This is a genomic window from Plantactinospora sp. CA-294935 (assembly GCF_050936445.1).
Lineage (GTDB): Bacteria > Actinomycetota > Actinomycetes > Mycobacteriales > Micromonosporaceae > Plantactinospora.
In genome coordinates, this window is the sequence record NZ_JBNJMU010000001.1 from 762,873 (window position 1) to 785,793 (window position 22,921).

Genomic DNA, 22,921 nt, shown 5'->3' on the forward strand with positions numbered 1-22,921 from the left:
ACCGGGCGCCACGTCCGATTCGCAGAATCGCAGGCGGTGTCCGGCATCAGTTGGAGCAACGATCACGCCGGCAGGACAGAAACGGCCGGCCGGCCACCGCCTCAGCCCGCCCAGCCGCGCTCGCGCAGCCAGCCGAGCACCAGCTCGGCCGTTCCCGCCGGGTCGACGCGCAGGTCGTGCCGTTCGCCCGGCCGTACCTCCACCCGGACGCCCGGCTCCGCGGCCGGTACGCCGAACGGGTCCCGATCGCCGTTCAGCACCAGGGTCGGCAGCCCGGTACGCAGCTCCGCCGCCCGGGACCGCTCCGGCCGGCCGGGCGGATGGAGCGGAAAGGCGAGCGCGACGACCCCGGACGCGCCGAGCACGCCGGCGGTACGGCAGGCGACCCGGGCGCCGCTGGACCGGCCGCCGACGACCAGGGTGGATGTCGAGCGGTACCGGCCCAGCAGCTCGGTGACGACCGCCACCCAGGCCTCGTCGAGCTGGCCGGCGGGGGCCGGTGCCCGCCGCCCGGCGACCCGGTACGGCTGGGTCACCCTGGCCACCGCGACCCCGGCCCCGGCCGCCGCGTCCCGGAGCGCGACCAGGTCCGGTGCGTCCACGCTGCCGCCCGCGCCGTGCCCGAGCACCAGCAGGGTGGTCGGCTCGGGCCGTGGCAGGTCGACGTCCACCCGGGCCGGACCTCGTGGAGTGCCGATCTCGTCTCCGCGCCGCACGGCGCCACTGTATGGCACCCCGGCCGGGGCGCCCGGTGTCACCGCCGGTAGCCGGTCGGGCGCCACCACCCGCGCCCGGCCGACGGTGTCGACCCGGTCCGGCACGACCTGACCGGCCGACGACCGGTGCTGCCCGGTCGGTGGCCGGCGGTGGACGGGTCAGCGGCGGCTGGAACTGAGCGGTACGAGGGTCAGCAGGCGGTCCCGGACCGGTGGCCCGGCGTCGACGACCGCGTCCGGGTCACGCTCCACCTGGTCTCGCCAGGCGACCAGCATCGCCCGGCGTTCACGCGGCGTGGTCGCTCCCCATACCCCGTGGCAGTCACCCACCTCAAGCGCCCAGGCGAGGCAGGGTCCCTGCACGTCACAGGTCCGGCACAGCGCGACGGCCGAGTCGGCCGGCTCGCTGGGTGCCGGGAAAAATGTCTCCGGGTCCACGCTCTGGCACACCCCCCGGGTGCGCCAGGCATCGTCCAGGCGCCGCTCGCTGAGTGCCCGAAGCAACCTCGGGTCTCGACGCGCTGCAGCAACCTCGTGCGGGCGTGGCATCCGCGCCCGTGTCATTCACCCACCTCCCCCGTGGGACCGACGAAGATCGATGAGTGCCGCTCGCCCGGTGCGAGCCGACACCCACTGCCGGCGCTGTGTTCTATCGCACCACCACTATGCGTGACAAGGGCTCTCAGCAAAGGTGTGGAAAACTCGCGGCGACGATCCACCCCGAACGGTGGCAAATCGGTGCAGGCAAATACCCGGTTCCGAAGTCAGAACAGTGTCGATGCGACGGGCTCTTCTGGTAACGCCCGCAGCGGCGCGGCGGTGACCCGGGCGACGAGTTCCGGACCGTCGTTACGGACGTCTCCGACACCCCTGCCCACCGGCCGGATCTCGATCGCGGCCAGCGATTTCTCGTCCGGCGGCGTGAGCAGCAGGGCCGGGTCGTCGTCGCCGTCGAGCCAGTCGGACCAGCGCTGCCGGGGCAGCAGCAGCGGCATCCGGTCGTGCACCAGGGCCAGTTCGCCGAGCGCCGCCGTGGTGACCACGCTGGAGGTGAGCAGCGGGTCACCGGCACCGTGCCAGACCGACCAGAGGCCGGCGAAGGCGAGCACCCCGCCGTCGCGCGGAGTCATGAAGTACGCCTGCTTGCCGCCGTCCTGGCGGACCCACTCGTACCAGCCGTCGGCCGGGACGAGGCAGCGGCGCCGGGCGAAGGCGTGCGCGTACGCCCGGGTGGTGGCGACCGTCTCGGCCCGGGCGTTGATCATGCGGGCGGCACCGCGGGTGTCCTTGGCCCAGTGCGGCAGCAGACCCCAACGGGCCACGGAGAGCAGTGGACCGCCCGAATCCGGACAGACGCGTACGATCGGCACCGGATCGGTCGGCGCGACGTTGTAGTCGGCCGCGAGCCGGCCACCGGTCTCGTCGAACGCCTCGAAGAGCGCGCTCAGATCGGCCGCACTGCGGGTGGTCGCGTACCTGCCGCACATGGTGGCCACGCTAGCGCCTCCGGCGCCGGCCGGCCGTCCCGTCAGGCGGGAGGGGCCGAGGCTCCGATCCGGTACGCCCGCTGGCAGGGCAGAATGTACCGGTGCCGAACCTGACGGCGGTCCGCCCGCTCGAGCCCTGGACCGCGCCGACCGCGACCGACCCGGTCGCCTCGACGCTGCGGCTGCCCGGCTCCAAGTCGTTGACGGCCCGGGCGCTGGTGCTCAGCGCGGTGGCCGACGGCCCCTCCACGCTGCGTCACCCGCTGCGGGCCCGGGACACCGAGCTGATGGCCGGCGGGCTGCGCGCGATGGGCGCGCACGTTTCCACCGTGGATGACGAGCGGTGGCTGGTCCGGCCCCACCCGCTCCAGGGCCCGGCACACGTCGACGTCGGCCTCTCCGGCACGGTCATGCGGTTCGTCCCGCCGGTCGCCGGGCTGGCCGAAGGGCCGGTCACCTTCGACGGCGACCCGCACGCGCGGCTGCGCCCGCTCGGCCCGCTGGTCGGGGCGCTCCGCTCCATCGGGGTACGCATCGACACCACCGAGGGCGCCAGCCTGCCGCTGACCGTGCGGGGCGCCGGTCAGGTGCGCGGCGGCGAGGTGGTGATCGACGCCTCGGCGTCCAGCCAGTTCGTCTCCGGGTTGCTGCTCGGCGGGGCCCGGTTCACGCACGGGATCGTGGTCCGGCACGTCGGCCCACCGGTCCCGTCCGCGCCACACCTGCGGATGACCGTGCAGATGCTCCGGGCCGCCGGTGCCGCGGTCGACGACGCCGCCCCGGACGTCTGGACGGTGGAGCCGGGTCGGCTCTCCGGACGCGGCTGGGACATCGAGCCGGACCTCTCCGGCGCGGTACCGTTCTTCGCCGCCGCGCTGGTCACCGGGGGCGGGGTGACCCTGCTCGGCTGGCCGCGCAGCAGTCTGCAACCGGTCGACACGCTGCGCGAACTGCTCTCCCGGATGGGCGGCGAGGTGATCCTGGGCACCGACGGCCTCACCGTACGCGGCACCGGGGTGATCCGCGGGCTGGACGCCGACCTCTCCGACGTCAGCGAGTTCACGCCGGTACTCGCCGCGCTCGCCGTACTGGCCGACTCGCCGTCCCGGCTGCGTGGCGTGGCGCACATCCGGGGCCACGAAACCGACCGGCTGGCCGCGCTGGCCCGGGAGCTGAACGGGCTCGGTGCCGACGTCACCGACACCGCCGACGGGCTGGAGATCCGGCCCCGGCCGCTGCGCGGCGGCGCCTTCCGGACCTACGCCGATCACCGGATGGCACACGCCGCGGCGGTGATCGGGCTCGCCGTGCCGGGCATCGAATTGGACGATGTGGCGTGTACCTCCAAGACCATGCCCGAGTTCCCGGCACTATGGTCGACGATGGTGACCGGCGGCGACGGGCGCCGATAGCCGGGACCGATCCGTCCCCTCGCTGATCGCCGCCGCAAGACGAGACGGGGAGCGGAGCTGGCGGGCAAACGGCGGGAGTACGACGAGGACGACGTACGGGTACGACCCGGACGTTCGTCGCGCCCGCGTACCCGGACCAGGCCCCGGCACTCCGACGCGGTCGACGGCTTCGTGATCGCGGTCGACCGGGGCCGCTACACCTGCGTGGTCGGCGACGACCCGGGGGCCGGGCACGGCGACCGGACCGACGGCGGGACGGTCACCGCGATGCGAGCCCGCGAACTGGGCCGGAAGTCGGTGGTCGTCGGCGACCGGGTCGCACTGGTCGGGGACACCTCCGGCGCGACCGGGGCACTGGCCCGGATCGTCCGGATCGCCGAGCGGACCTCGGTGCTGCGGCGCACCGCCGACGACGACGAGACCACCGCCGAGGGGCGGCTCGAACGGGTCGTCGTGGCCAACGCCGACCAGCTCGTGATCGTCAGTTCGCTGGCCGACCCGCCGCCGCGGACCGGGTTCATCGACCGCTGCCTGGTGGCGGCGTACGACGCCGACATCGAGCCGCTGCTCTGCCTGACCAAGGCGGATCTGGCGCCGCCCGAGGAGGTGCTCGGCTACTACACGGAGCTGGACCTGCGACACGTACTCGTCGGACCCGGCTCGGACCTCGACGAGCTGCGCGGTCTGCTCGCCGAGCGGATCTCGGTCATGGTCGGGCACTCCGGGGTGGGCAAGTCGACGCTGGTGAACCGGCTGGTCCCGGAGGCGGCCCGGGCGGTCGGCACGGTCAGCGCGATCGGCCGGGGCCGGCACACCTCCACCAGCGCGGTCGCGCTGCGCCTGCCGTCGCTGCGGGGCAACCGGCGGGTGCATCCCGGCTGGATCATCGACACCCCCGGGATCCGCAGCTTCGGGCTGGCGCACGTATCCGCCGAAAGCCTGCTGCACGGCTTCCCCGACCTGGTCGAGGGGACCGTCGAGTGCCCACCGAACTGCGAGCACACCCCGGACGAGGCCGACTGCGCGCTGGACGCCTGGGTGGCAGCCGGCAACGCCGACCCGCGCCGGCTGGCGTCGTACCGCCGGCTGCTGGCCTCCCGGGCCGGCGACGTCGAATAGCCGGTCACCACACCTCGTCTCTTCCCGCTGTCCGCGACCCGATGCACAACCAGGCTCGTCCTCTCGTCAGCCGATGCCGGTGATCCGGCGCAGGTCGTCATCCGTCGGCCGACTCGACGGCAGCAGCGCACGCACCGCCCCCGGCACCCACCCCCGGTCGTGGACCTCAAGCCAGGTGCCGGCGAGCACGAGGCGCCCGCAGTCCGGCAACCCGCACGGCCGGCAGCCGGCGATGCTGCGCGGCCAGTGCGCGGTCATCACCTGCCGGGCCACCACGGTGACGAGCTGCCGCCGGTCCGCCGGCACGATCCGGTCGCCGATGACCAGCCCGGGTCGAGGTATCGCCGACCGCTTCTGCGGTATGAGATTCCTTGGCAGCTACTACCCGGGCATCCCGTCGGGGTCGCTCGCGGTCGGGCCCGGGTCGAGGTCCACCGGGCCGCCGCTGCGCCAGTAGACGCCGTCCCGGCGGGTCAGCAGCACCTCGTCGACCAGATAGCGGCGCAGCGCGGCGTAGTCGTCGTGCCAGGCCCGGAGCAGGGCGTTCACCTCCCGTTCGGAGTAGCGCACGCCCGGCTCGAAGGTCGTCACGACGTGTTCCAGCAGCAGCCGGCGCTTGCCGTGTGCGGCCGGCATCTGGGAGATCCGGCCGTCCCGGAGGAAGGCCCGGAGCACCGTCGCGGTGGCCCGGTCCGGGTCCAGCTCCGCGTCGGGCTCGGCGGAGGCGGGCGGATGGGCGCGTACCGCCTCCTTGAACGCTCCGACCAGGGCGACCGCCCGGCCGTCCACCGTCTCGACCAGGCCGCCGGATTCCAGCCGGCGCAGCGCGGCGTGCACGGTCCGGGCGGGTAGCCCGGTCCGCTCCGCCACCTCGGCCACCTCGCCCGCGCCGAGCACCACGGCGGCGAAGGCGGCCAGCCGGTCCGGCTCGGCCAGCAGGCCGATCAGCATTTCAGGGGACGCGTCGGAAATCGGTTCGGTGGCCACGGCGCGGGATGCTAACGCACCCGGCTGGACCGGATCGAGTAGGTTTCCGCCATGGCCCGGTACGCGGACGACCTGTCCCTGGCGCACATGCTCGCCGACACCGCCGACTCGATCTCGATGGCCCGGTTCCGGGCCCTGGATCTGCACGTGGAGGCGAAACCGGATCTGACGCCGGTCACCGACGCCGACACCGCCGTGGAGCGGGCCGTCCGGGCCACCCTGGCCCGCACCCGGCCCCGGGACGGCGTGCTCGGCGAGGAGTACGGCGCCTCCGCCGCGCCCGCCGGAGCCGGCCCCCGGCAGTGGGTGATCGACCCGATCGACGGCACCAAGAACTTCGTCCGGGGAGTGCCGATCTGGGCCACCCTGATCTCGCTGATGGACGGCGACGTCCCAGTCGTCGGCCTGGTCTCCGCACCGGCCCTCGGGCGCCGCTGGTGGGCGGCGACCGGCCTCGGGGCGTACGCGGGCAAGCACCAGGCCGCGGCCACCCCGATCCGGGTCTCCGGGGTGGGCCGGCTCGCCGACGCCAGCTTCTGCTACTCCTCGCTGCACGGCTGGGAGGAGACCGGCCGGCTCGACCCGATGCTCGACATCGTCCGGACGGTGTGGCGGAGTCGGGCGTACGGGGACTTCTACGGCTACATGCTGGTCGCCGAGGGGGCGGTCGACGCGATGGTCGAGCCGGAGCTGTCGCTGTGGGACCTGGCCGCGCTGATCCCGATCGTGACCGAGGCCGGCGGCACCTTCACCGACCTGGCCGGACGCCCCGGCCCGGGCGGCGGGAGCGCGATCGCCAGCAACGGCAAACTGCACCAGGATCTGCTCGACCGGCTCGGCTAGCCGGCCGAGCGAAGCGGCGCGGCAGCCTCTATCCTCGCCAGGTGGTGTCCACCGGTTGGTGCTTCCTCGCGGCCATGATCGTCGCGTACGGCGTGGCCAACCTGCTCCAGTCGGTGGCCGCGACCCGGACGACCCTGCACCACACCTTCGACCCCGGGCTGCTGCTGCGGCTGGTCGGGCACCGCAGCTATCTCGTCGGGCTGACCTGCCAGATGCTCGGCTTCGTCCTCGCCTTCCTGGCCCGGCGCGACCTGCCGCTCTTCCTGGTCCAGGCGAGCGTGGCGGCCGGGCTCGGCGTCACCGCCCTGCTCGGGGTGCTGGTGCTCAAGTGGCGGCTGCCGGCCGCCGAGGTCCTGCTGCTGGTACTCCTGCTGGCCGGGATCACCGCACTGGTGCTGGCCGCGAAACCGGCGCCGTCCCGGCAGCTCGGCACCGCCGGGGTGGTCGCCCTGGTCGCCGCGCTCGCCGTGATCGGCGCGCTCGGTTTTCCCGCCGTACGCCTGCACGGCGTGCCGGGTTCGGTGGCGCTCGGTGCGCTGGCCGGATTGGCGTTCTCGGCCGCCGCAGTCGCTGCCCGGCCGCTCGCCTCGGTGCACTCGTTCGACGCCTTCCTCCGGGATCCCCTGCTCTACCTGCTGATCGTGCACTCGATCGTCGGCCAGTTGCTGCTCGGCCTGGCGATGCAGCGCGGCTCGACCACCGCGGCGGTGGCCGCGATGGACGCCGCCGGGGCGGTACCGGCGGCGATCGTCGGGCTGCTGCTGCTCGGTGACCGGATCTGGCCGGGCCGGGAGTGGCTGGCCGGGGTCGGCTTCCTGATCACCCTGGTCGCGGTGCTCGGCCTGACCCGGTACGCCGAGCCGCAGCACCAGCACACCCTGCTGCCCGACCAGCGGGGGCGGGAACTGCCCGCACGGTCCCCGGCCGCGCTGCCGGCCCGTCCCGCCGCACGACTGCCGAGGTCGACCACGCCCAGCCGGCGCCGGTCCACCTCGATCGCACCGGTCCCCCGACGCTGACCACCGGCCCGCCGGGCGGCCCAACCAGCGGCGACGCTCCGGCCCGGTCGGCCAGCGGCGACGCTCCGGCCCGATCGGCCAGCGGCGACGGTCGGTCAGCTCGGGGCGGGCTGGCGGCGGCGTACCACCCGCTCGTAGAGGCGCTCCAGCGCGCCGGCCGTACGGTCCCAGGTGTAGCTGCACCGCACCCGGTCCACCGCCGCATGCCCGTACGCGAACCGCTCCGCGTCGGCGGCAAGCAGCCGGCGCAGCGTCACGCCCAGCCCGCGTACGTCGCCGGGCGGGACGAGCCGGCCGGTGACCTCGTCGACCACGGTGTCCACGATGCCGCCCATCGAGTAGCCCACCACCGGCACCCCGCAGGCCATCGCCTCCAGCGGGATGCGGCCGGCGGAGGCGTACCGGGGAGTGCAGGCCACCAGGTCGGCGGAGCGGTACCAGGCGGGCATCTGGTCGTGCGGCACCGAGCCGACCAGCCTGATCTGGTCGGCGACCCCGCTCTGCTCGGCGACCTCCCGCAGCCGGCGGGCCTCGGCGTGGTTGCCCAGCTTGTCAGCGGGCGGGCCGCCGGCGATGACCAGCTCGACGTCCCCGACCAGCCGCAACGCCCGGATCAGGTCCTCCTGCCCGTGTCCCGGCTCCAGACCGCCGGCGGCCAGGATGCGCGGTCGACGGTCCCGGGACACCGCCTCGCCCTCCGGGGCGAACAGTGCGGTGTCCACGCCCGCCGGCACCACCACCACGGAGGCGCGCTGCAAGCCCATCCGGGTCAGCTCGTCGACCTCGTCGGTGCACTGCGCCACCGCCATGTCGACCGCCCGGGTCAGCGCCAGCTCCAGCGGAATCCGCTCGCCCGGCCCGCGGTACGCCTCGCCGAGGTGGCGGAGCTGCTCGACGCCGAGCGAGTGGAAGGTCTGCACGACCGGGATGACGGTGTCCCGAACAGCGCTCGCCGCCGCCAGCCCGCCGATCCAGAAGTGCCCGTGCACCACCTCGGGGGCCCAGTCCCCGGCCCAGCGATCGGTCAGCCAGCGGCCGAGTTCCGGCACGTGCGGCACCAGTTCGCCGGTGGCGGTACGCCGGGACGGACCCACCGGCACCCGTTCCACCCGGTACCCGCCGATCTCGGTGGTCGGCGGCGCGTCAGGGTCGTCGAGCCGCTCGTACACCCGCACGTCGTGGCCCCGTCCGGTCAGCTCGGCGGCCACCCGGGCCACGTGCTGGTGCGTGCCGGCGAACTGGCCGCGACGCTCCTGCGGCGGGCCGGCGTGTGCGCAGACGAGGCCAACGCGCATGGGTCACCTCCAGCGACGGCTAGGGCGGGCTAGGGCCGTTCGATCAGAGGCTCCCATTAACCACGGCGGACCGAGCGGAAACCTGGCAAACCGGTCCGCCGACCCCACCGGCCCGGCCACCCGTCGCCGACGGCCGGCGTCGCGGGAGCCGGTCACCGACCGCGCCGTCGCCGTCCTTCCCGTTTCGCCGCCACCTATTCCGCATCGGGCCGACCGACCGCGAAGTGGGCGATTCCAACGGATCAGGTCCGACCGGATCAGGGTTCGACCGGAACAGGGTCCGACCGGAACAGGGTCCGACCGGATGCGCTGCGGCCCGCCCGGTCCACCTTCGCCCGGTTACGGTTACCCCGGGAGCGGGTAGTGATCTGTCATGCGCGATGACGAGTTTCCGACGCCCGTGTCCGACCCGGAGGCGGAGGGCCTGCCCGGCACCGCCGACGACGACTCGACGGCCGGTGACGACGTCGCGACCGGTCGAGAGGCGGACGGCTGGGATCCCGCCGCGCTTCCGACCGACCGGCCGCTGGCGCTGGACCGGTACGGCAACACCGCCGAGGAGCAGGCCGACGGCGAGCCGCTGGACTACAAGCTCGCCCAGGAGCAACCCGAACTGCCGGTCGACGATCCGCGAGCCGGCCCGGTCGACCAGGCGATCTCCGGCGAGGCGGACAGTGACGAGGCCGCGGCAGAGGCACAGCTCGACGCGGACGTGATGGACCCCGGTCCCACCTCCGACCCGCACTCTGCGGTCTCGATCTACGACCACGGCAACCTCGGCGACGCGCCGGGCGGCGGTCCGGTCGGCCGGCTGGTGGAACCGGACGAGGGTGCCCGGGACGACGACGAGACCGACTCCGTCGCCTTCGACCGGGGTGCGGCGGGCGGCGGCGCGAGCGCCGAGGAGTTGGCGATCAACGAGACGCAGCCGCCGCCGTGACCCGGCCTCCCGCGCGGAGCTTCGTCGGCGACCCGGCGCAGGGTGCCGCCGTGCCCGGCCTCCCCCCGCGGATCAGTCGTCGAGCCCCTGCTCGATGGCGTAGCGGGTGAGTTCGACCCGGTTGTGCAGTTGCAGCTTGCCGAGCGTGTTCTGCACGTGGTTCTGCACCGTACGGTGCGACAAACCGAGCCGGTCGGCGATCCGCTTGTAGGACAACCCCTTGGCGACCAGCCGGAGCACCTCGGTCTCCCGGTCGGTCAGCCGGGGCAGGTCGTCGCCGGGGGGTGTCGGCGCGGCGGCGATCCGCCGGTACTCCCCGAGCACCAGGCCGGCCAGCCCCGGCGTGAAGACCGCGTCCCCTGCGGCGGTACGCCGGACCGCGTCCAGGAACTCCGCCGGCCCGGCCGACTTGAGGAGATAACCGGTGGCCCCGGCCTTCACCGCGTCGAGCACGTCCTGCTGTTCGCCGCTGGCCGAGAGCATCAGCACCCGCACCCCGGGCAGTTCGGCCAGCAGGGCCCGGAGTACCTCGACGCCGGAGACGTCCGGCAGTTGCAGGTCGAGTACGACGACGTCGGGCCGGGTGGCCGGGGCGACCCGGACCGCCTGCCTCCCCTCACCGGTGGTGGCGACGACGTGGTAGCCGGCCTCGGTGAGGTCGCGGGCCACCCCTTCCCTCCACATCGGATGGTCGTCGACCACCATCACCCGGACTGCCGGCACGCCCTCGTCGGTCACACCGGGGAGCCTAGACGAGCCCGACCTCTCCGCACGGTCACGAATCCGTCCACCGACCCGGGACCGTCCGGCCGTACGGTCACCGGTCCGTGCGCTGCTCGGGGGCCGTCCGGCCGTACGGTCACCGGTCCGTGCGCTGCTCCGGGATCGCGGGGCCACGGGGTACCCGCAACTCGACCTCGGTCCCCTCGCCCGGGGCGGAGCTGATCCGGACCGTGCCGCCGAGGTCGACGATCCGCCCCTCGATCGACTGGACCACGCCGAGCCGCCCCTGACCGGCCGCCTCGTCGAGCCGCCCTGGCGGGATCCCGGGCCCGTCGTCGCGGACCGAGACGGTGACCGCCGCCCGGTCGTCCTCGACCAGCACCCAGCCCCGCCCGCCGCCGTGCCGGGCCACGTTGTCCAGCGCCGCGCCCACCGCCGCCGCGAGCTCGCCGGCGACCCCGGCGGGCAGCGGCACCGGCGTCGCCGGGGCGGCGATCGAGACCGTGGCCGAGGCGTACCGGCCGAGCAGCGAGCGCAGGTCGACCTCCTGCCGGTCCAGCCCGTTCGGTGCCCGGCTCGCGATCAGCGACCGCAGCGCCACCTCCTGCTCGCCGGCGAGTCGGGCCAGCTCACCGGCCTCGCCGTCGAGGTGTGCGCCCCGGCGCTGGACCAGGGCCAGCACCTGGAGAACGGAGTCGTGGATCCCCCGGGCCAGCCGCTCCCGCTCCCGGGTCGCCGCCTCCAACTCGACGGCCTGCTGCAACCGCTCCTCCGCGATCACCGCGAGCCGGACGACGTGCCCGACCGCGATCCCGGCGAGCAGCATCAGCGCGGCGCCGGTCAGCGACGCCTGGGCGAACCGCTCCCGGGCCACCAGGTCGGTACCGCCGATCACCAGTGCCGCCACCACGCCGCGCCGCCGGCCGCCGGAGACCGCCCAGGCGAGTACCGGCCCGGCCAGCCAGGCGACGCTGGGCGGGGGTATCCCGCCGTCGTTCATGACGTCCCGGCCGACCACCAGGGGAGCGGCGACCACCACCGCCAGCACCACGGCCAGGTCGGCCAGGAGCAGCGGCCAGCGCCGCCAGACCGGATCGGCGTACGCGTAGCCGCTGAACACCGTCCAGCCGGTCATCGCCAGCAGCAGCACCGCACCCGACACCGGATGGGTGTAGTCGTTCAGGTTCCGTACCGCCAGCACCGCCACGTACGCCAGGGCGGCAAACCGGTAGACGGCGATGGACCGCCACAGCGGCGCCTGGAGGCTGCCCGGGGGGTCGCGGCGGCGGCCGCCCGGCGCGTCGCTCGACGAGTCCGGCACGAACCGACCATCGCACAGCCTCCCCGGCGGGACGACCCCGCACACCCGACCGCGCCGACCTCGGCGCCCGGATGCGCAGCTACATACCCTGACGTAGGGTGGGAAAGCCACGAAAGGACTCGACGACCAGCGGTGGGACGGCCATGAGCGACATAGATCCCCTCGCGCCCACCGCTGTCGCGTCCGGCGGATCTCCGCCACTACTCGCCGAGACCTTCGACGGCGACCGGGTGACCGAGATCCGACACGCTGTCGCCGGCTGCGTCGAGGCGGCCGGTCTGGACGGCCCGCGGTTGGACGACTTCGTGCTCGCCATCAACGAACTGATGACCAACGCGGTACGGCACGGCGGCGGCCGGGGCTGGCTGCGGCTGTGGCGTACCGGAGCGGTTCTGCACTGCCTCGTCTCCGACACCGGGGCCGGCATCGGGGCCGACCGGCTCGACGACCGGCGGCGGCCTATCCCGGAGATCGCCGGCGGCTGGGGACTCTGGCTGGCCCGGCAGCTCAGCGACGAGATGCTGGTCCGCAGCAGCCCGGAGGGCACCACCGTGCGGATCAGCGCCAACCTGAGCGCCGCCGGCCCCGCGCAGCCGACGGGGTGACTCCGCCTCCCGCAGGTGGGGCCAGCTCCGGCGCGGGCGATGGCACGGCCGGCTGGCGCCGGCTCCGGCGGGCGCATGACGGCGGCTCCAGCGACGCGTGACGGCGGCTCCGGGGCCGGGTGACGGCGGCTCCGGCGGCGGGTACGGTCTGCGCATGACCGGTCAGTTCGTCGCCGCGATCGATCAGGGCACCACCTCGTCCCGCTGCATCGTCTTCGACGCCGAGGGCGGCATCGTGTCGATGGCCCAGCGGGAGCACCGACAGATCTTTCCCCGCCCGGGCTGGGTCGAGCACGACCCCGAGGAGATCTGGGCCGCCGTCTGCCAGGTGGTGCCGGAGGCGCTGGCCGAGGCGGGGATCGGCGCCGACCGGCTCGCCGCGATCGGCATCACCAACCAGCGGGAGACCACGGTGGTCTGGGACCGGGTCACCGGTCGGCCGGTGCACCACGCCATCGTCTGGCAGGACACCCGCACCGCGCCGCTGCTGCGCCGGCTCGACGCCGAGTACGGCGAGCAGCGCTTCCGGGACCGCACCGGCCTGCCGCTGGCCACCTACTTCTCCGGGCCGAAGCTGCGCTGGCTGCTCGACAACGTCGACGGCCTGCGGGACCGGGCCGCCCGGGGCGAGGTGCTCTTCGGCACGATGGACAGTTGGCTGATCTGGAAGCTGACCGGGCGGCACGTCACCGACGTGACCAACGCCAGCCGGACGCTGCTGATGGACCTGCGGACCCTCGACTGGGATCCGGAGATCCTCGACGTGCTCGGCGTACCGGCCGGGATGCTGCCGGAGATCCGCTCGTCGGCGGAGGTCTACGGCACCGCGGACGGCCTCTCCGGCACCGCCGACGGCGGGTCGGGCGCCGGGCCGCTGGCCGGGGTGCCGGTGGCCAGCGCACTCGGCGACCAGCAGGCGGCACTGTTCGGGCAGACCTGCTTCCACCCCGGCGAGGCCAAGTGCACGTACGGCACCGGCAGCTTCCTGCTGCTCAACACCGGCGAGAGCCCGGTGACCTCCCGACACGGGCTGCTCAGCACGGTCGGCTACCGGATCGGGGACCAGCCGGCGACGTACGCCCTGGAGGGGGCGATCGCGGTCACCGGGTCACTGGTGCAGTGGCTGCGGGACAACCTCGGACTGATCTCCAGCGCGCCGGAGATCGAGGAACTGGCCCGGACCGTGCAGGACAACGGCGGCTGCTACGTCGTACCGGCGTTCTCCGGGCTGTTCGCGCCACACTGGCGCAGCGACGCCCGGGGTGTCATCGCCGGCCTGACCGGCTACGTCACCAAGGGCCACCTCGCCCGGGCCGTGCTGGAGGCGAGCGCCTGGCAGACCCGCGAGGTGGTCGACGCGATGAACGCCGACTCGGACGTGGCGCTGCGCCGGCTCCGGGTCGACGGCGGGATGACCGCCAACAACCTGCTGATGCAGTTCCTCGCCGACGTGCTCGACGTACCGGTGGTCCGCCCGAAGGTCAGTGAGACCACCTGCCTCGGTGCCGCGTACGCCGCCGGCCTGGCGGTCGGCTTCTGGCCGGACCTGGCGACGCTGCGTGACCAGTGGCGCCAGGACGCCGACTGGACGCCGGCGATGAACCCGGCGCACCGGGAGCGCGAGCTGCGCAACTGGCGCAAGGCGGTGGCCCGCACCCTGGACTGGGTCGAGGACGAGTGACGGCGCGGAAGCTCAGCCTTCGTCGACAGACCTGGGACGAGATCCACACGATCGCCGAGGCGCTGGGCAGCAGGGTGCTGGCCACCCGCCGGCTGGCCGGCGGGTTCTCCCACGAGACCTGCCTGGTCACCCTCTCCGACGGCCAGGTCGTGGTCCGGTTGGGCGGACCGGACCCGGCCGTCGAGGCGGCGGTGATGGCGACGGCCCGCCGGCACGTCCCGGTACCCGAGGTGCTGCTCGTCGTAGCTGCCGCCGGTGGGGAGCCGGCCGTCCGCCCCGCGATGGTGATCGAGTACGTCTCGGGCACCCCGCTGGAGCAGGTGCTCGCCGTCGACGGGTCGGCCGGACCACCACTGGGCGACCTCGGCGCCGAGGTGGGCCGGGTGGTCGCCGGCATCGGCGCGGTGACGTACGACCGGCCGGGGTTCTTCGCCGACGGGCAGCTCACGGTACGCGGCGAATCCCCGTGGTCGGTGCAGTTGCCCGAGGTCGCGGCGAGTTGCATGGACGCGGTTCAGGCGGATCGGCTCGACCAGGCCACCCGGGATGACTGGGTGAAGCTCTGCGCGGAGCACGCTCCGGCACTGGCCCGGGTCGACCCGCACGCCCGGCTGGTGCACGCCGACATCAACCCGAAGAACATCCTGGTCAGCGTCGACGGTGAGGGCTGGCGGGTGGCGGCCGTACTGGACTGGGAGTTCGGCTACGCCGGCTGCCCGTACGCCGACGCCGCCAACATGCTGCGGTTCGGCCCCGACTATCCGGCCGAGTTCGTCGACGGCTTCCGGGCCGGTTTCGCCGGTCACCAGCCGGCCGACCTGCCGCTGCCGGACGACTGGGCGTACCTGGGCCGGGTCCTGGACATGTTCGCGCTCAGCGACCTGGTGACCCGCCCTGCCGGTAACCCCGTCGCCGACCGGGCCGCAGCCCAGATCCGGCGCTGGGTCGCGGACGGGATACCGGGCTGACCACACGGCGAGCCGACCGGGCGCACGGACGGAGCAGGCCGACCGGGCGCACGGACGGGGCAGTTCGACAGTCGACCGACGGCGGGTGCCGCCCCCGGCAGGGACGGCACCCGCGTTCGTCGGACGTCACCGAATCAGGTGTGGCAGAGGATGCCCAGGTCGTCGACCCAGGTGCCCAACTGCACCCCGTTGACGCCGATCAGCGAGACCCGGACCAGGATGTCCGTCGGACCGTGGTTCCACGAGGTGGAGACGAAGGTGTACGGCGCGGCCCCGCCCAGCACCACCGTCTTCAGCGCCACGTACGTGAAGCTGTTCGGCTCGATGATCTCGAAGTTGATCTGCTGGGTGGCCAGCACCGGGTTGACCCAGATGCCCGCCGTGCAGCTCGTGGTCGGCGGCAGGAAGACCCGCCGGCCGACCGAGGAGAAGCCGGCGCTGCGCATCGAGATGAAGCCGTCCTTGACCCCGTTGTGGGTCTGGAGCGAACTGATCCCACCGGTGCCGTCGCCGACGTGGGTGAAGCTCCAGTTCGCCGCCTGGTTTCCCTCGAAACCGTCCTGGACGGTGATGATCGCGGCGCTGGCCGGCGACGCCGTCCCGGCGAGCAGGGCCACGGTCAGTCCGAGCAGGACCGCCGCCGCCCCGATCCGCCGGCCCGACCGCCCGGGCGTCCCGCCGGCCGCCGCACCCGGCGACCGCACGAAGAGCTGGCGGAGCGGACTGCGCAGGCGGAGCGGGCTGCGGAGAAGTGTGGATCGCATTACTGATCACCTCGTGATCTGGCTGGTGAGGCGCCTGTCGCACCCCTGTTGAGGAGATGTCTAGTCGCCGACTCGTTGTCCGGCTTCGGCCCGCCGACCCGGACAATCAACTCCGGACAGCCGACGGGCCGACTACGACGAGCGACGTAAAGGTGAGGAAGGACCATGCCGCGACCGGAGGGCGCACTGGGGCCGGGAACCCCGGAGGTGCGGGAGTTCGCCGCCGGGCTGCGCCTGCTGCGGGAGAAGGCCGGCCTCCCCGGTTACCGGGAACTGGCCCGCCGGGCGCACTTCTCCGCGACCACCCTCTCCGAGGCAGCCGGCGGGCGGCGGCTGCCGACCCTCGCCGTCACCCTGGCGTACGTGACCGCGTGTGGCGGTGACCTGGCCGAGTGGGAGGCCCGCTGGCGCCGGATCGCCCGGGACGAGCCACCGACCCCCAGCCCGCCCCATCCCGACGACGCCCCCTACCAGGGCCTGCTGGCGTACGGGCCGGAGCGGGCGGAGTGGTTCTTCGGCCGCGAGGACGTCGTCGACGACCTGCGGCAGCGGCTCGCCGGCCGGCGGTTCGTGGCGCTGTTCGGCGCCTCCGGCAGCGGCAAGTCCTCGGTACTCCGGGCCGGGCTGGTCCCCTCGGTGACGCTCCGCCAGGAAGGGCCGGCGGTACTGGTGCTGACCCCCGGGCCGGATCCGCTCGGCGAGCTGGCGGTGCAGCTCGCCCGGCTGCTCCGGATCCCGGCCGGTGCGCTCCGCGCCGACCTCGCCGCCGACCCGGCACGGCTGCACCTGACGGTCCGGCAACTGCTGGCCGACGCCCCCGCCGAGACCGACCTGTGGCTGGTGGTCGACCAGTTCGAGGAGGTATTCACGCTCTGCCGGGACGGCAGCGCCCGGGCCGGGTTCGTGGCCGCGCTGCTTGCCGCCGTCGCCGCACCGGACAGCCGGCTGCGGGTGGTCCTCGGGGTACGCGCCGACTTCTACGGTCACTGCGCCGAGCTACCCGAGCTGGTGGCGGCGCTGGCCGACGCCCAGGTCCTGGTCGGGCCGATGACCGCCGCCCAGGTCCGGGACGCGGTGGTACGCCCCGCCGAGCGGGCCGGGGCGATGGTCGAGGGGGCCCTGGTCTCCACCATCGTGGCCCAGGTCGCCGGTCGGGCCGGTGCGCTGCCGGTCGCCTCGCACGTGCTGCTGGAGGCGTGGCGGCGGCGCCGGGGCAGCGCGGTGACCCTGGCCGGCTACCAGGCGGCCGGCGGGATCGACGGCGCGGTGGCGCAGACCGCCGAACGGGTCTGGCAGGAGTTCGATCCCGGGCAGCGGCAGGCGGCCCGGCACGTACTGCTCCGGATGGTGGAGATCGGCACCGGGGACGAGCCGGCGGCACCGCTGGACCGGCCCGGGCTGCCGACCGCCCGCCGGGTGGACCGGGCCGAACTGGCCGAGACGGACGCGCTGACCTCGGGCGTACTGGAACGGCTCGCCGCCGCCCGACTGGTCACCCTGGACGACCGCTCGGTACGGCTGGCCCACGAGGCGCTGCTCGACGCCTGGCCCCGGCTGCGCCGCTGGCTGGAGGAGGACCTCGACGGCGTACGCGTGCACCGGCAGCTCACCCAGGCCGCGGCGGGGTGGCGGTCGCTCGGCCAAGACCCGGGCGGGCTCTACCGGGGGCTGGCACTGTCCCGGGCCCAGGCATGGGCGCAGGCGCACCCGGAGAGCCTGACCAGCACGGAACGGGAGTACCTCGACGCCAGCCGGCGGGCCGAGGACCGCTGGGCGGCCGGTCGACGCCGCCGTCGACGGCTACTCGGGGCCGCGCTGGCGGCCGTCGTCTCGGTGGTGGCCGTGCTGGCCTCGGTGGCGGTGGTGCAGGCCCAGCAGGCGCGGGGGCAGCGGGATCTCGCCGTACACCGGCAACTGGTCGCCGGGGCGCGGGCCCAGATGTCCCGCGATCCGCAACTGGCGTTCCTGCTGGCCCGGCGGGCCTTCGAGGTGCGGCCGGACGCCGAGGCCGAGACGGTGTTGCGGCAGGCGACGCTGAGCTGGCGCGGTATCGAGGGGCGGCAGGTCTTCGCCGCGCCGGTCAAGCAGGCCGCGCTCACTCCGGACGGCCGGTACGCCGTCGCGGCCGGGGAGCGGAAGTCCGTGCAGTTCTGGCAGCCGGCCGCACCCGACCGGCAACCGGTGACGCTGGCCGAGCCGGGCCCGGAGCTGCTGACCGCCCTGGCGATCAGCCCGGACGGTCGACGGGTCGCCAGCGCGGGCGAGTCCGCCTCGGTGCGGCTCTGGGACACCGCCGACCCGGACCGGGCCCCGCTGCTGCTCTCCGGTCATCACAAGCCGGTCCGCGACGTCGCGTTCAGCCCCGACGGCCGGCGGCTGGCCACCGGCGACGGGGCCGGCGTGGTCCGGATCTGGGAGTTGACCGGCCCGCCCCGGGCCCGCCCGCTGCCCGCCGCGCGCGGCGCCGTGCACTCGCTGGCCTGGTCACCCGACGGGTGGCAGTTGGCCGCCGCCACCAGCGACGCCCCGACGAGGATCTGGCGGACGGCCGAGCCGGGCCGGGCGCCGACGCTGCTCGCCGACTCCACCGGTACCGCCGACGGCCTGCTGTTCAGTCCGGACGGCGAACGGATCGTCGGCGTCGACAACGCCACCACCGAGGACGGCGGCGTACTGCGGATCTGGCCGACCGCCGGGGGCCAGCCGACGGTACTCGGCCGGCTGCGCAGCGCCTTCCCCGCCGCGTTCAGCCCGGACGGACGCCGGCTGGTCACCAAGAACGCGTACGGCGTGATCACCATCTGGGACCCGACCGGTGCCTTCGACCCGCTGCCGCTGCGCGGGCACGCCGGTACGGTCTGCGCGGTCGCACTGACCCCGGACGGCCGGCTGGTCAGCGTGGGGCAGGACGGCACCGTCCGGCGCTGGGACATCGGCGGCCCGTTCGACCCGACGATCGCGCAACCGCACGACGGGCTGGTGCACGCCGCGCGGTTCAGCCCGGACGGCAGCCACCTGGCCAGCGCGGGCATCTTCGACGGTACGGTCCGGATCTGGCCGGTACCGGTCGACCGGGCCGGCCCGGCCCTCGCCACCGGTCCCGCCGCCCCGGTCGTACTGCCCGGGCACGCCGGGATGACCATGGACGTCGCGTTCGCGCCGGACGGGCGGCGGCTGGCCAGCCTCGACGCGGCCGGTACGGTGCGGCTCTGGGACTGGCCGTCCGGTCGGCAACTGCTCGCCTTCGAGGCCGGCCGGGCGACCCGGGTCACGTTCGGCCCGGACGGTCGGCGGCTGTTGACCAGTGGCAGCGGCGGAATCCGGCTCTGGGACCGGCTCGACGGCCAACCGGTCGCCATCGACCTGGCGCCGGCCGGCTCGGGTGCGGCGTTCAGCCCGGACGGCTCCCGGGTGGCGACCGGCACCGAGGACGGCGGCGTACGGGTCCGGACCGTCACCGGTGAGGGGGTCGCCACCCTGCACGGCGGTGCCGATCCGGTCAGCTCGGTGTCGTTCAGCCCCGACGGCGGTTCGGTGGCCGGGCTGAGCCGGGACAGCACCATCCGGATCTGGCCGGCGACCGGCGGGGCCGCCCGGGTGGTGCTCGCCTCCGCCGGCCAGGGCGCCGCCACCACGCGGCTCGGCTACACACCCGACGGGCGGCACCTGGCGATCCTCGGCGGTGGCGAGGAGCTGACCGGGATCCAGCTCTGGGCGGTCGGTGGGGCCACTGAGCCGGTGACCCTGCGTACCCTCGGCCCCGGGCCACTCGGCTTCGCGTTCGCCCCGGACGGCGAACGGGTCGCCACCGTGCACTCCGACGGCTCGGTACGGATCTGGAGTTGTGACGTCTGCGGTCCGCTCGACACGCTGCTCGGTACCGCGGCCACCCGGGCCACCAGGCCGTTCACCCCGGACGAGCGGCGGACGTTCCTGTTGGACGGCGAGCGGCCGGGTGGGCCGGATACGTGATCCGGCCCACCCGGCAGCGGGTCAGCGCGGCAGCCGGTGCGCGAGCCCGGTCGTCGCCTCACCGTGCTGGTACGAGACGAGCACCGACGATCCGGCCGGCGGCGCGACGCCGACCGGCAGCGCCAGGGTGTGCCTGCCCGAGCTGAGGTCCCGGCTGGTGCTGGCGAGGACCTTCGCGCCGTCCCAGACGAAGACCCGGACGGTGCCGGACTGCCTGGTACGCAGGTCCACGCTGACGGATCCGCCCCTGGTCTTCACCCGCTCGATCCGTACCGCGTTCTCCGGTAGGGCGCGCCAGCCGCCGGGTGCGACCCCGTCCGTGCTGGACTGCGCGATGGTCTGCGGCGAGTCCACGCTCAGCGCCGCCGTCGCCGGGAAGATCGGCTCCTTCGGTGCCGGGTCCTGGCTCGGGTACCCGTCGAGGCGGGCGATCCCCCACCGCCACGGGTCGGCCCGGACGCCGGTCCAGGTCGACCAGCCGACCCGGGTCTGCCCCGACAGGTCCTGGGTGTCGGAGTCGTTGACCAGGATCTCCAGGCCCATCCGGTTCGGGTCGACGGTGTCCGGCAGGACGTCGAACGGAATCTTCGCCTCGATCCGGTAACCGTCGTACGGGTCGGAGACGACCGACGCGACCTGCATGCCGGGCGCGGTCTCGGGGCCGGGACCCTGGTGGTTGTCCCGCTCCCGGGCGTAGCACGGCGGGTTGCCGTGCTCGGGGTCGTTCGTGGTCGGGAACAGCGCGACGTTGAAGACGGTCGAGGTGTTTCCGGAGTTGCCCCGGGGGTCGATGCCGAACTCCACGTTGTCGTTGCGCCGGGGACGCTTGCAGTCCTCGGGTGGCAGGACCGAACCGAGGACGTCGTCGGTGACGTTCAGCATGACGTAGACGGCGTCGTCAGTGTAGGTCAGCTGCGCGGTGCCGGAGATGTCCGAGGCCGGTGCCGCGGGTCCCTCCCAGCGGGTCGAGATGTCGATGGTCTCCCCGGTGTACTCCCCGGGGCCTGCGGTGCCGTCGACCGTCGGCGCGGTCGCCGCCTTCGGAATCGTGGTGACCGGGACGAGGTTCAGCGCCCCGTTCTCGACGGCGTCGCCACCGTTGAAGCTGGTCTCGATCCCGACCGGGTAGGCGCCGTCGTTCGGTGCCCGGTTGGCGGTCGGCAGCGACGTGTCCGTGTTGGTGACCGTGAAGGTGACCGCCGTGCGCGCCCCCGGCCGCAGCCCTTGGTAGGTCTGCTGTGCCTCCGCGACGGAGAAGCCGGCCGGGAGGGTCAGCCGGACCGAGCCGGACTGCACCTGGTCGCTGTAGTTGGTCAGGTCGACGCGGATCGGGCGGGTACCGCCGCTCGGCAGGCTCAACAGCGACGGGATCAGGGCGTCCAGCGCCTTGACGTCGTGGCTCTCGGTCCACTGCCGGAAGTCGGCGATCTCGGGCAGCGGTTCGAGGGTGCCGCGTACCGGCGCGGTGGCCCGGACGACCGCGCTGTTGCTGCCGCTGCCGTCCCTCTTGCTGGTCATCGTGGCCGTGAGCGAGAACCGGTCACCGGCGACGAGCCCCTGCGGCGGGGTGACGGTGAACGTCGCCACCTTCGTCTTGCGGGTGGGGACCGTGCCGATGTTGCCGTTGCCCTTGACGGTCCAGCCGGCCGGGGCCGACAGGCTCACCCTGGCACCGGGGATCGCCCGGTCGGCGCCCCGGACGACCGCGTCGACCGTGAACGGACGTCCGGAGAGGACCTCCCAGCGTTCCGGCTGGACGTCCAGCTCGGTACCGAGCGGAAGGCCGCCCCTGGCCTTGATGGTGGCGCCCTGGAGGGCCGCGGTGCCGCCGGCCGTCGGGTCCGGGTACGGCGTGCGGCTGTCGATCAGCGTGATCCGGTTGCAGCCGATCCTGGCCGGGTCGGTCTCGGCGTCGGCGCTGTTGCCCCAGCCCTGGCTGACGTATTCGCGTCGGGCCAGGACGTTGAGCTGGTTCCAGCGCATGTCGTCGTGCCGCGCCGACCGGTAGCCCTGCCAGGTGCCGAAGACGACGTTGGTCGGGTCGGACGGGGTGAACGGGGCGGTCTCGCAGGCCTGGCCGGTGGCGCCCGAGCCGGCGCCGCCGCTCTGGAAGATCCGCGCGGCCCGCCAGGGCTTGAGGCCCTCCTGCCTGATCTGCTCCGGGAACGCGTTCGGGTCCGCCGCGGCGTAGAACGCCTCGACGGCGAGCATGGCCGCCTTCTGGTGGTTACCGTGGTTGCCCTGGGTGGCCGAGGGGTTCATCGTGATGATGACCTCCGGCCGGGTCGTCCGGAGTACCCGCACGATCCGCGACAGCGCGCTCTGGTAGCCCCAGATCTGCTCGGAGAGCGGGGCGCTGGCGGTGTAGTAGAAGTCGACGGCGTCGAGGTTGTAGATGTGGTCGATGCCCGCCCAGCCGGTCGCGCGGCGCTCCTCGGCCTCGCGGAGGATCCCGAGCGGCGGACCCTCCTCCAGGCCGACGGCGTTGCCGCCGCCCTCGCCGCGGGTCATGGTGATGACCCCGGCCTCGATGTCGTGGTACTCGTTCCAGTATCCGAGCATGCCGAGTTGGCCTGCTTCGTCATCCGGGTGTGCCCCGATGAACATGACGTCCAGGTCGACGGCGTCGTCGGACTTGGCCGCGGCCGGAGCCGCGCCAAGCAGGCTGAGTGATACCAGACCGCAAACCGCTGTTGCGATCTTGGCGCGCCATCTCATGTGCATACCTCCTCTTGGGGAATCTGTGCAGGTCGGCGCAGGCGTACCGGTGTTGCCGCCGACGCGCGCCACGCGGACGGCGGAGCCCCGACGGGGTACGTCGGTTCGCGGATTCACACGTGGGTCAACCGGGTGTCCGCCACGGATCGGGTGGCGGCGTCGGATGCTCAGACACCAGCGGCGCTGGACGTCTGCGTTGGGTGAACGATCGGCGTTGGGGGCAGCGGGACGGGGCGTCCGTACCCGCTGGAAGGCCTTCGCTGGGTAACGCTAAAGATCGTCTTGGGGCGAGTCAATCCTCTGGGCGCTCCTTTATTTCTTCTGAGAAGAAATCAAGTGAACGCCCGACCG

Annotated in this window: 19 protein-coding genes; 9 read left to right on the forward strand and 10 right to left on the reverse strand. The window is 74.0% G+C overall.

The genetic code is table 11. The annotated features are described in order from the left end of the window. Positions 1-101 precede the first annotated feature (101 nt). The 3 genes from ACQEVC_RS03440 to ACQEVC_RS03450 all read right to left on the reverse strand — a co-directional run bounded on the left by ACQEVC_RS03440 (position 102) and on the right by ACQEVC_RS03450 (position 2,203). The gene (locus tag ACQEVC_RS03440) at positions 102-716 is read right to left on the reverse strand and encodes an alpha/beta hydrolase family protein (RefSeq protein WP_432873244.1); all 615 of its coding nucleotides are present in this window, start codon (positions 714-716) and stop codon (positions 102-104) included. A gap of 159 nt (positions 717-875) precedes the next feature. Then, positions 876-1,280 carry a WhiB family transcriptional regulator gene (locus ACQEVC_RS03445; RefSeq protein ID WP_346261683.1) on the reverse strand — a complete coding sequence of 135 codons (405 nt, stop codon included), beginning with the start codon at positions 1,278-1,280 and terminating at the stop codon, positions 876-878. Positions 1,281-1,480: 200 nt separating this feature from the next. Further along, positions 1,481-2,203, reverse strand: coding sequence for an SOS response-associated peptidase (locus ACQEVC_RS03450; RefSeq protein WP_432873248.1), 723 nt, complete (start codon positions 2,201-2,203; stop codon positions 1,481-1,483). A 101-nt stretch (positions 2,204-2,304) separates the two neighbouring features. On the opposite strand from ACQEVC_RS03450, the gene aroA reads away from it, so the two are divergent. Both aroA and rsgA read left to right on the forward strand, forming a co-directional pair. Next, positions 2,305-3,615, forward strand: coding sequence for a 3-phosphoshikimate 1-carboxyvinyltransferase (aroA, locus tag ACQEVC_RS03455; RefSeq protein WP_432873251.1), 1,311 nt, complete (start codon positions 2,305-2,307; stop codon positions 3,613-3,615). Positions 3,616-3,786: 171 nt separating this feature from the next. Next, positions 3,787-4,734, forward strand: coding sequence for a ribosome small subunit-dependent GTPase A (gene rsgA / locus ACQEVC_RS03460; protein WP_432873253.1), 948 nt, complete (start codon positions 3,787-3,789; stop codon positions 4,732-4,734). A gap of 66 nt (positions 4,735-4,800) precedes the next feature. On the opposite strand, the gene ACQEVC_RS03465 is transcribed toward rsgA, so the two are convergent. Both ACQEVC_RS03465 and ACQEVC_RS03470 read right to left on the reverse strand, forming a co-directional pair. Continuing rightward, a complete protein-coding gene (locus ACQEVC_RS03465; protein WP_432873256.1) occupies positions 4,801-5,040 on the reverse strand; it encodes a hypothetical protein in 240 nt (79 codons plus the stop codon). A 75-nt stretch (positions 5,041-5,115) separates the two neighbouring features. Further along, positions 5,116-5,721, reverse strand: coding sequence for a DUF2087 domain-containing protein (locus ACQEVC_RS03470; RefSeq protein WP_432873258.1), 606 nt, complete (start codon positions 5,719-5,721; stop codon positions 5,116-5,118). A gap of 51 nt (positions 5,722-5,772) precedes the next feature. Between ACQEVC_RS03470 and hisN the strand changes: the two genes are divergently transcribed. Beyond that, complete coding sequence (hisN, locus tag ACQEVC_RS03475; RefSeq protein WP_432873261.1) at positions 5,773-6,564, forward strand: histidinol-phosphatase; 792 nt, start codon at positions 5,773-5,775, stop codon at positions 6,562-6,564. 74 nt (positions 6,565-6,638) lie between these two features. Then, positions 6,639-7,583, forward strand: a complete 945-nt coding sequence (locus ACQEVC_RS03480) for a hypothetical protein (protein ID WP_432890998.1) — start codon at positions 6,639-6,641, stop codon at positions 7,581-7,583. A gap of 95 nt (positions 7,584-7,678) precedes the next feature. On the opposite strand, the gene ACQEVC_RS03485 is transcribed toward ACQEVC_RS03480, so the two are convergent. Continuing rightward, positions 7,679-8,878, reverse strand: coding sequence for a glycosyltransferase (locus tag ACQEVC_RS03485; RefSeq protein ID WP_432873263.1), 1,200 nt, complete (start codon positions 8,876-8,878; stop codon positions 7,679-7,681). A 373-nt stretch (positions 8,879-9,251) separates the two neighbouring features. Between ACQEVC_RS03485 and ACQEVC_RS03490 the strand changes: the two genes are divergently transcribed. Then, on the forward strand, positions 9,252-9,818 hold the full coding sequence (locus tag ACQEVC_RS03490; protein WP_432873264.1) for a DUF5709 domain-containing protein: 567 nt from the start codon (positions 9,252-9,254) through the stop codon (positions 9,816-9,818). 72 nt (positions 9,819-9,890) lie between these two features. Here ACQEVC_RS03490 and ACQEVC_RS03495 read toward each other — a convergent pair whose 3' ends face one another. Both ACQEVC_RS03495 and macS read right to left on the reverse strand, forming a co-directional pair. Next, entirely contained in the window at positions 9,891-10,523 is a 633-nt protein-coding gene (locus tag ACQEVC_RS03495) for a response regulator (RefSeq protein ID WP_432891001.1), read from the reverse strand. 154 nt (positions 10,524-10,677) lie between these two features. Beyond that, positions 10,678-11,862 (reverse strand): MacS family sensor histidine kinase, encoded by a 1,185-nt coding sequence (gene macS / locus ACQEVC_RS03500; protein ID WP_432873267.1) that lies wholly within the window; start codon positions 11,860-11,862, stop codon positions 10,678-10,680. A gap of 143 nt (positions 11,863-12,005) precedes the next feature. Here macS and ACQEVC_RS03505 point away from each other — a divergent pair, with 143 nt between their 5' ends. From ACQEVC_RS03505 to ACQEVC_RS03515, 3 genes are all read left to right on the forward strand, one after another. Then, complete coding sequence (locus ACQEVC_RS03505; protein ID WP_432873270.1) at positions 12,006-12,467, forward strand: ATP-binding protein; 462 nt, start codon at positions 12,006-12,008, stop codon at positions 12,465-12,467. 154 nt (positions 12,468-12,621) lie between these two features. Further along, positions 12,622-14,148, forward strand: a complete 1,527-nt coding sequence (glpK, locus tag ACQEVC_RS03510; protein WP_432873272.1) for a glycerol kinase GlpK — start codon at positions 12,622-12,624, stop codon at positions 14,146-14,148. Beyond that, a complete protein-coding gene (locus ACQEVC_RS03515) occupies positions 14,145-15,116 on the forward strand; it encodes a phosphotransferase (RefSeq protein ID WP_432873275.1) in 972 nt (323 codons plus the stop codon). The genes glpK and ACQEVC_RS03515 overlap by 4 nt, the downstream gene beginning before the upstream one ends. Positions 15,117-15,250: 134 nt before the next feature. Here the strand turns inward: ACQEVC_RS03515 and ACQEVC_RS03520 are convergent, their stop codons facing one another. Then, positions 15,251-15,880 (reverse strand): hypothetical protein, encoded by a 630-nt coding sequence (locus ACQEVC_RS03520; protein ID WP_432873278.1) that lies wholly within the window; start codon positions 15,878-15,880, stop codon positions 15,251-15,253. Between the two features lie 165 nt (positions 15,881-16,045). On the opposite strand from ACQEVC_RS03520, the gene ACQEVC_RS03525 reads away from it, so the two are divergent. Then, positions 16,046-19,852, forward strand: coding sequence for a hypothetical protein (locus ACQEVC_RS03525; protein WP_432873280.1), 3,807 nt, complete (start codon positions 16,046-16,048; stop codon positions 19,850-19,852). 21 nt (positions 19,853-19,873) lie between these two features. Here the strand turns inward: ACQEVC_RS03525 and ACQEVC_RS03530 are convergent, their stop codons facing one another. Then, positions 19,874-22,570, reverse strand: coding sequence for a sugar-binding protein (locus ACQEVC_RS03530; RefSeq protein ID WP_432873282.1), 2,697 nt, complete (start codon positions 22,568-22,570; stop codon positions 19,874-19,876). Positions 22,571-22,921 lie beyond the last annotated feature (351 nt).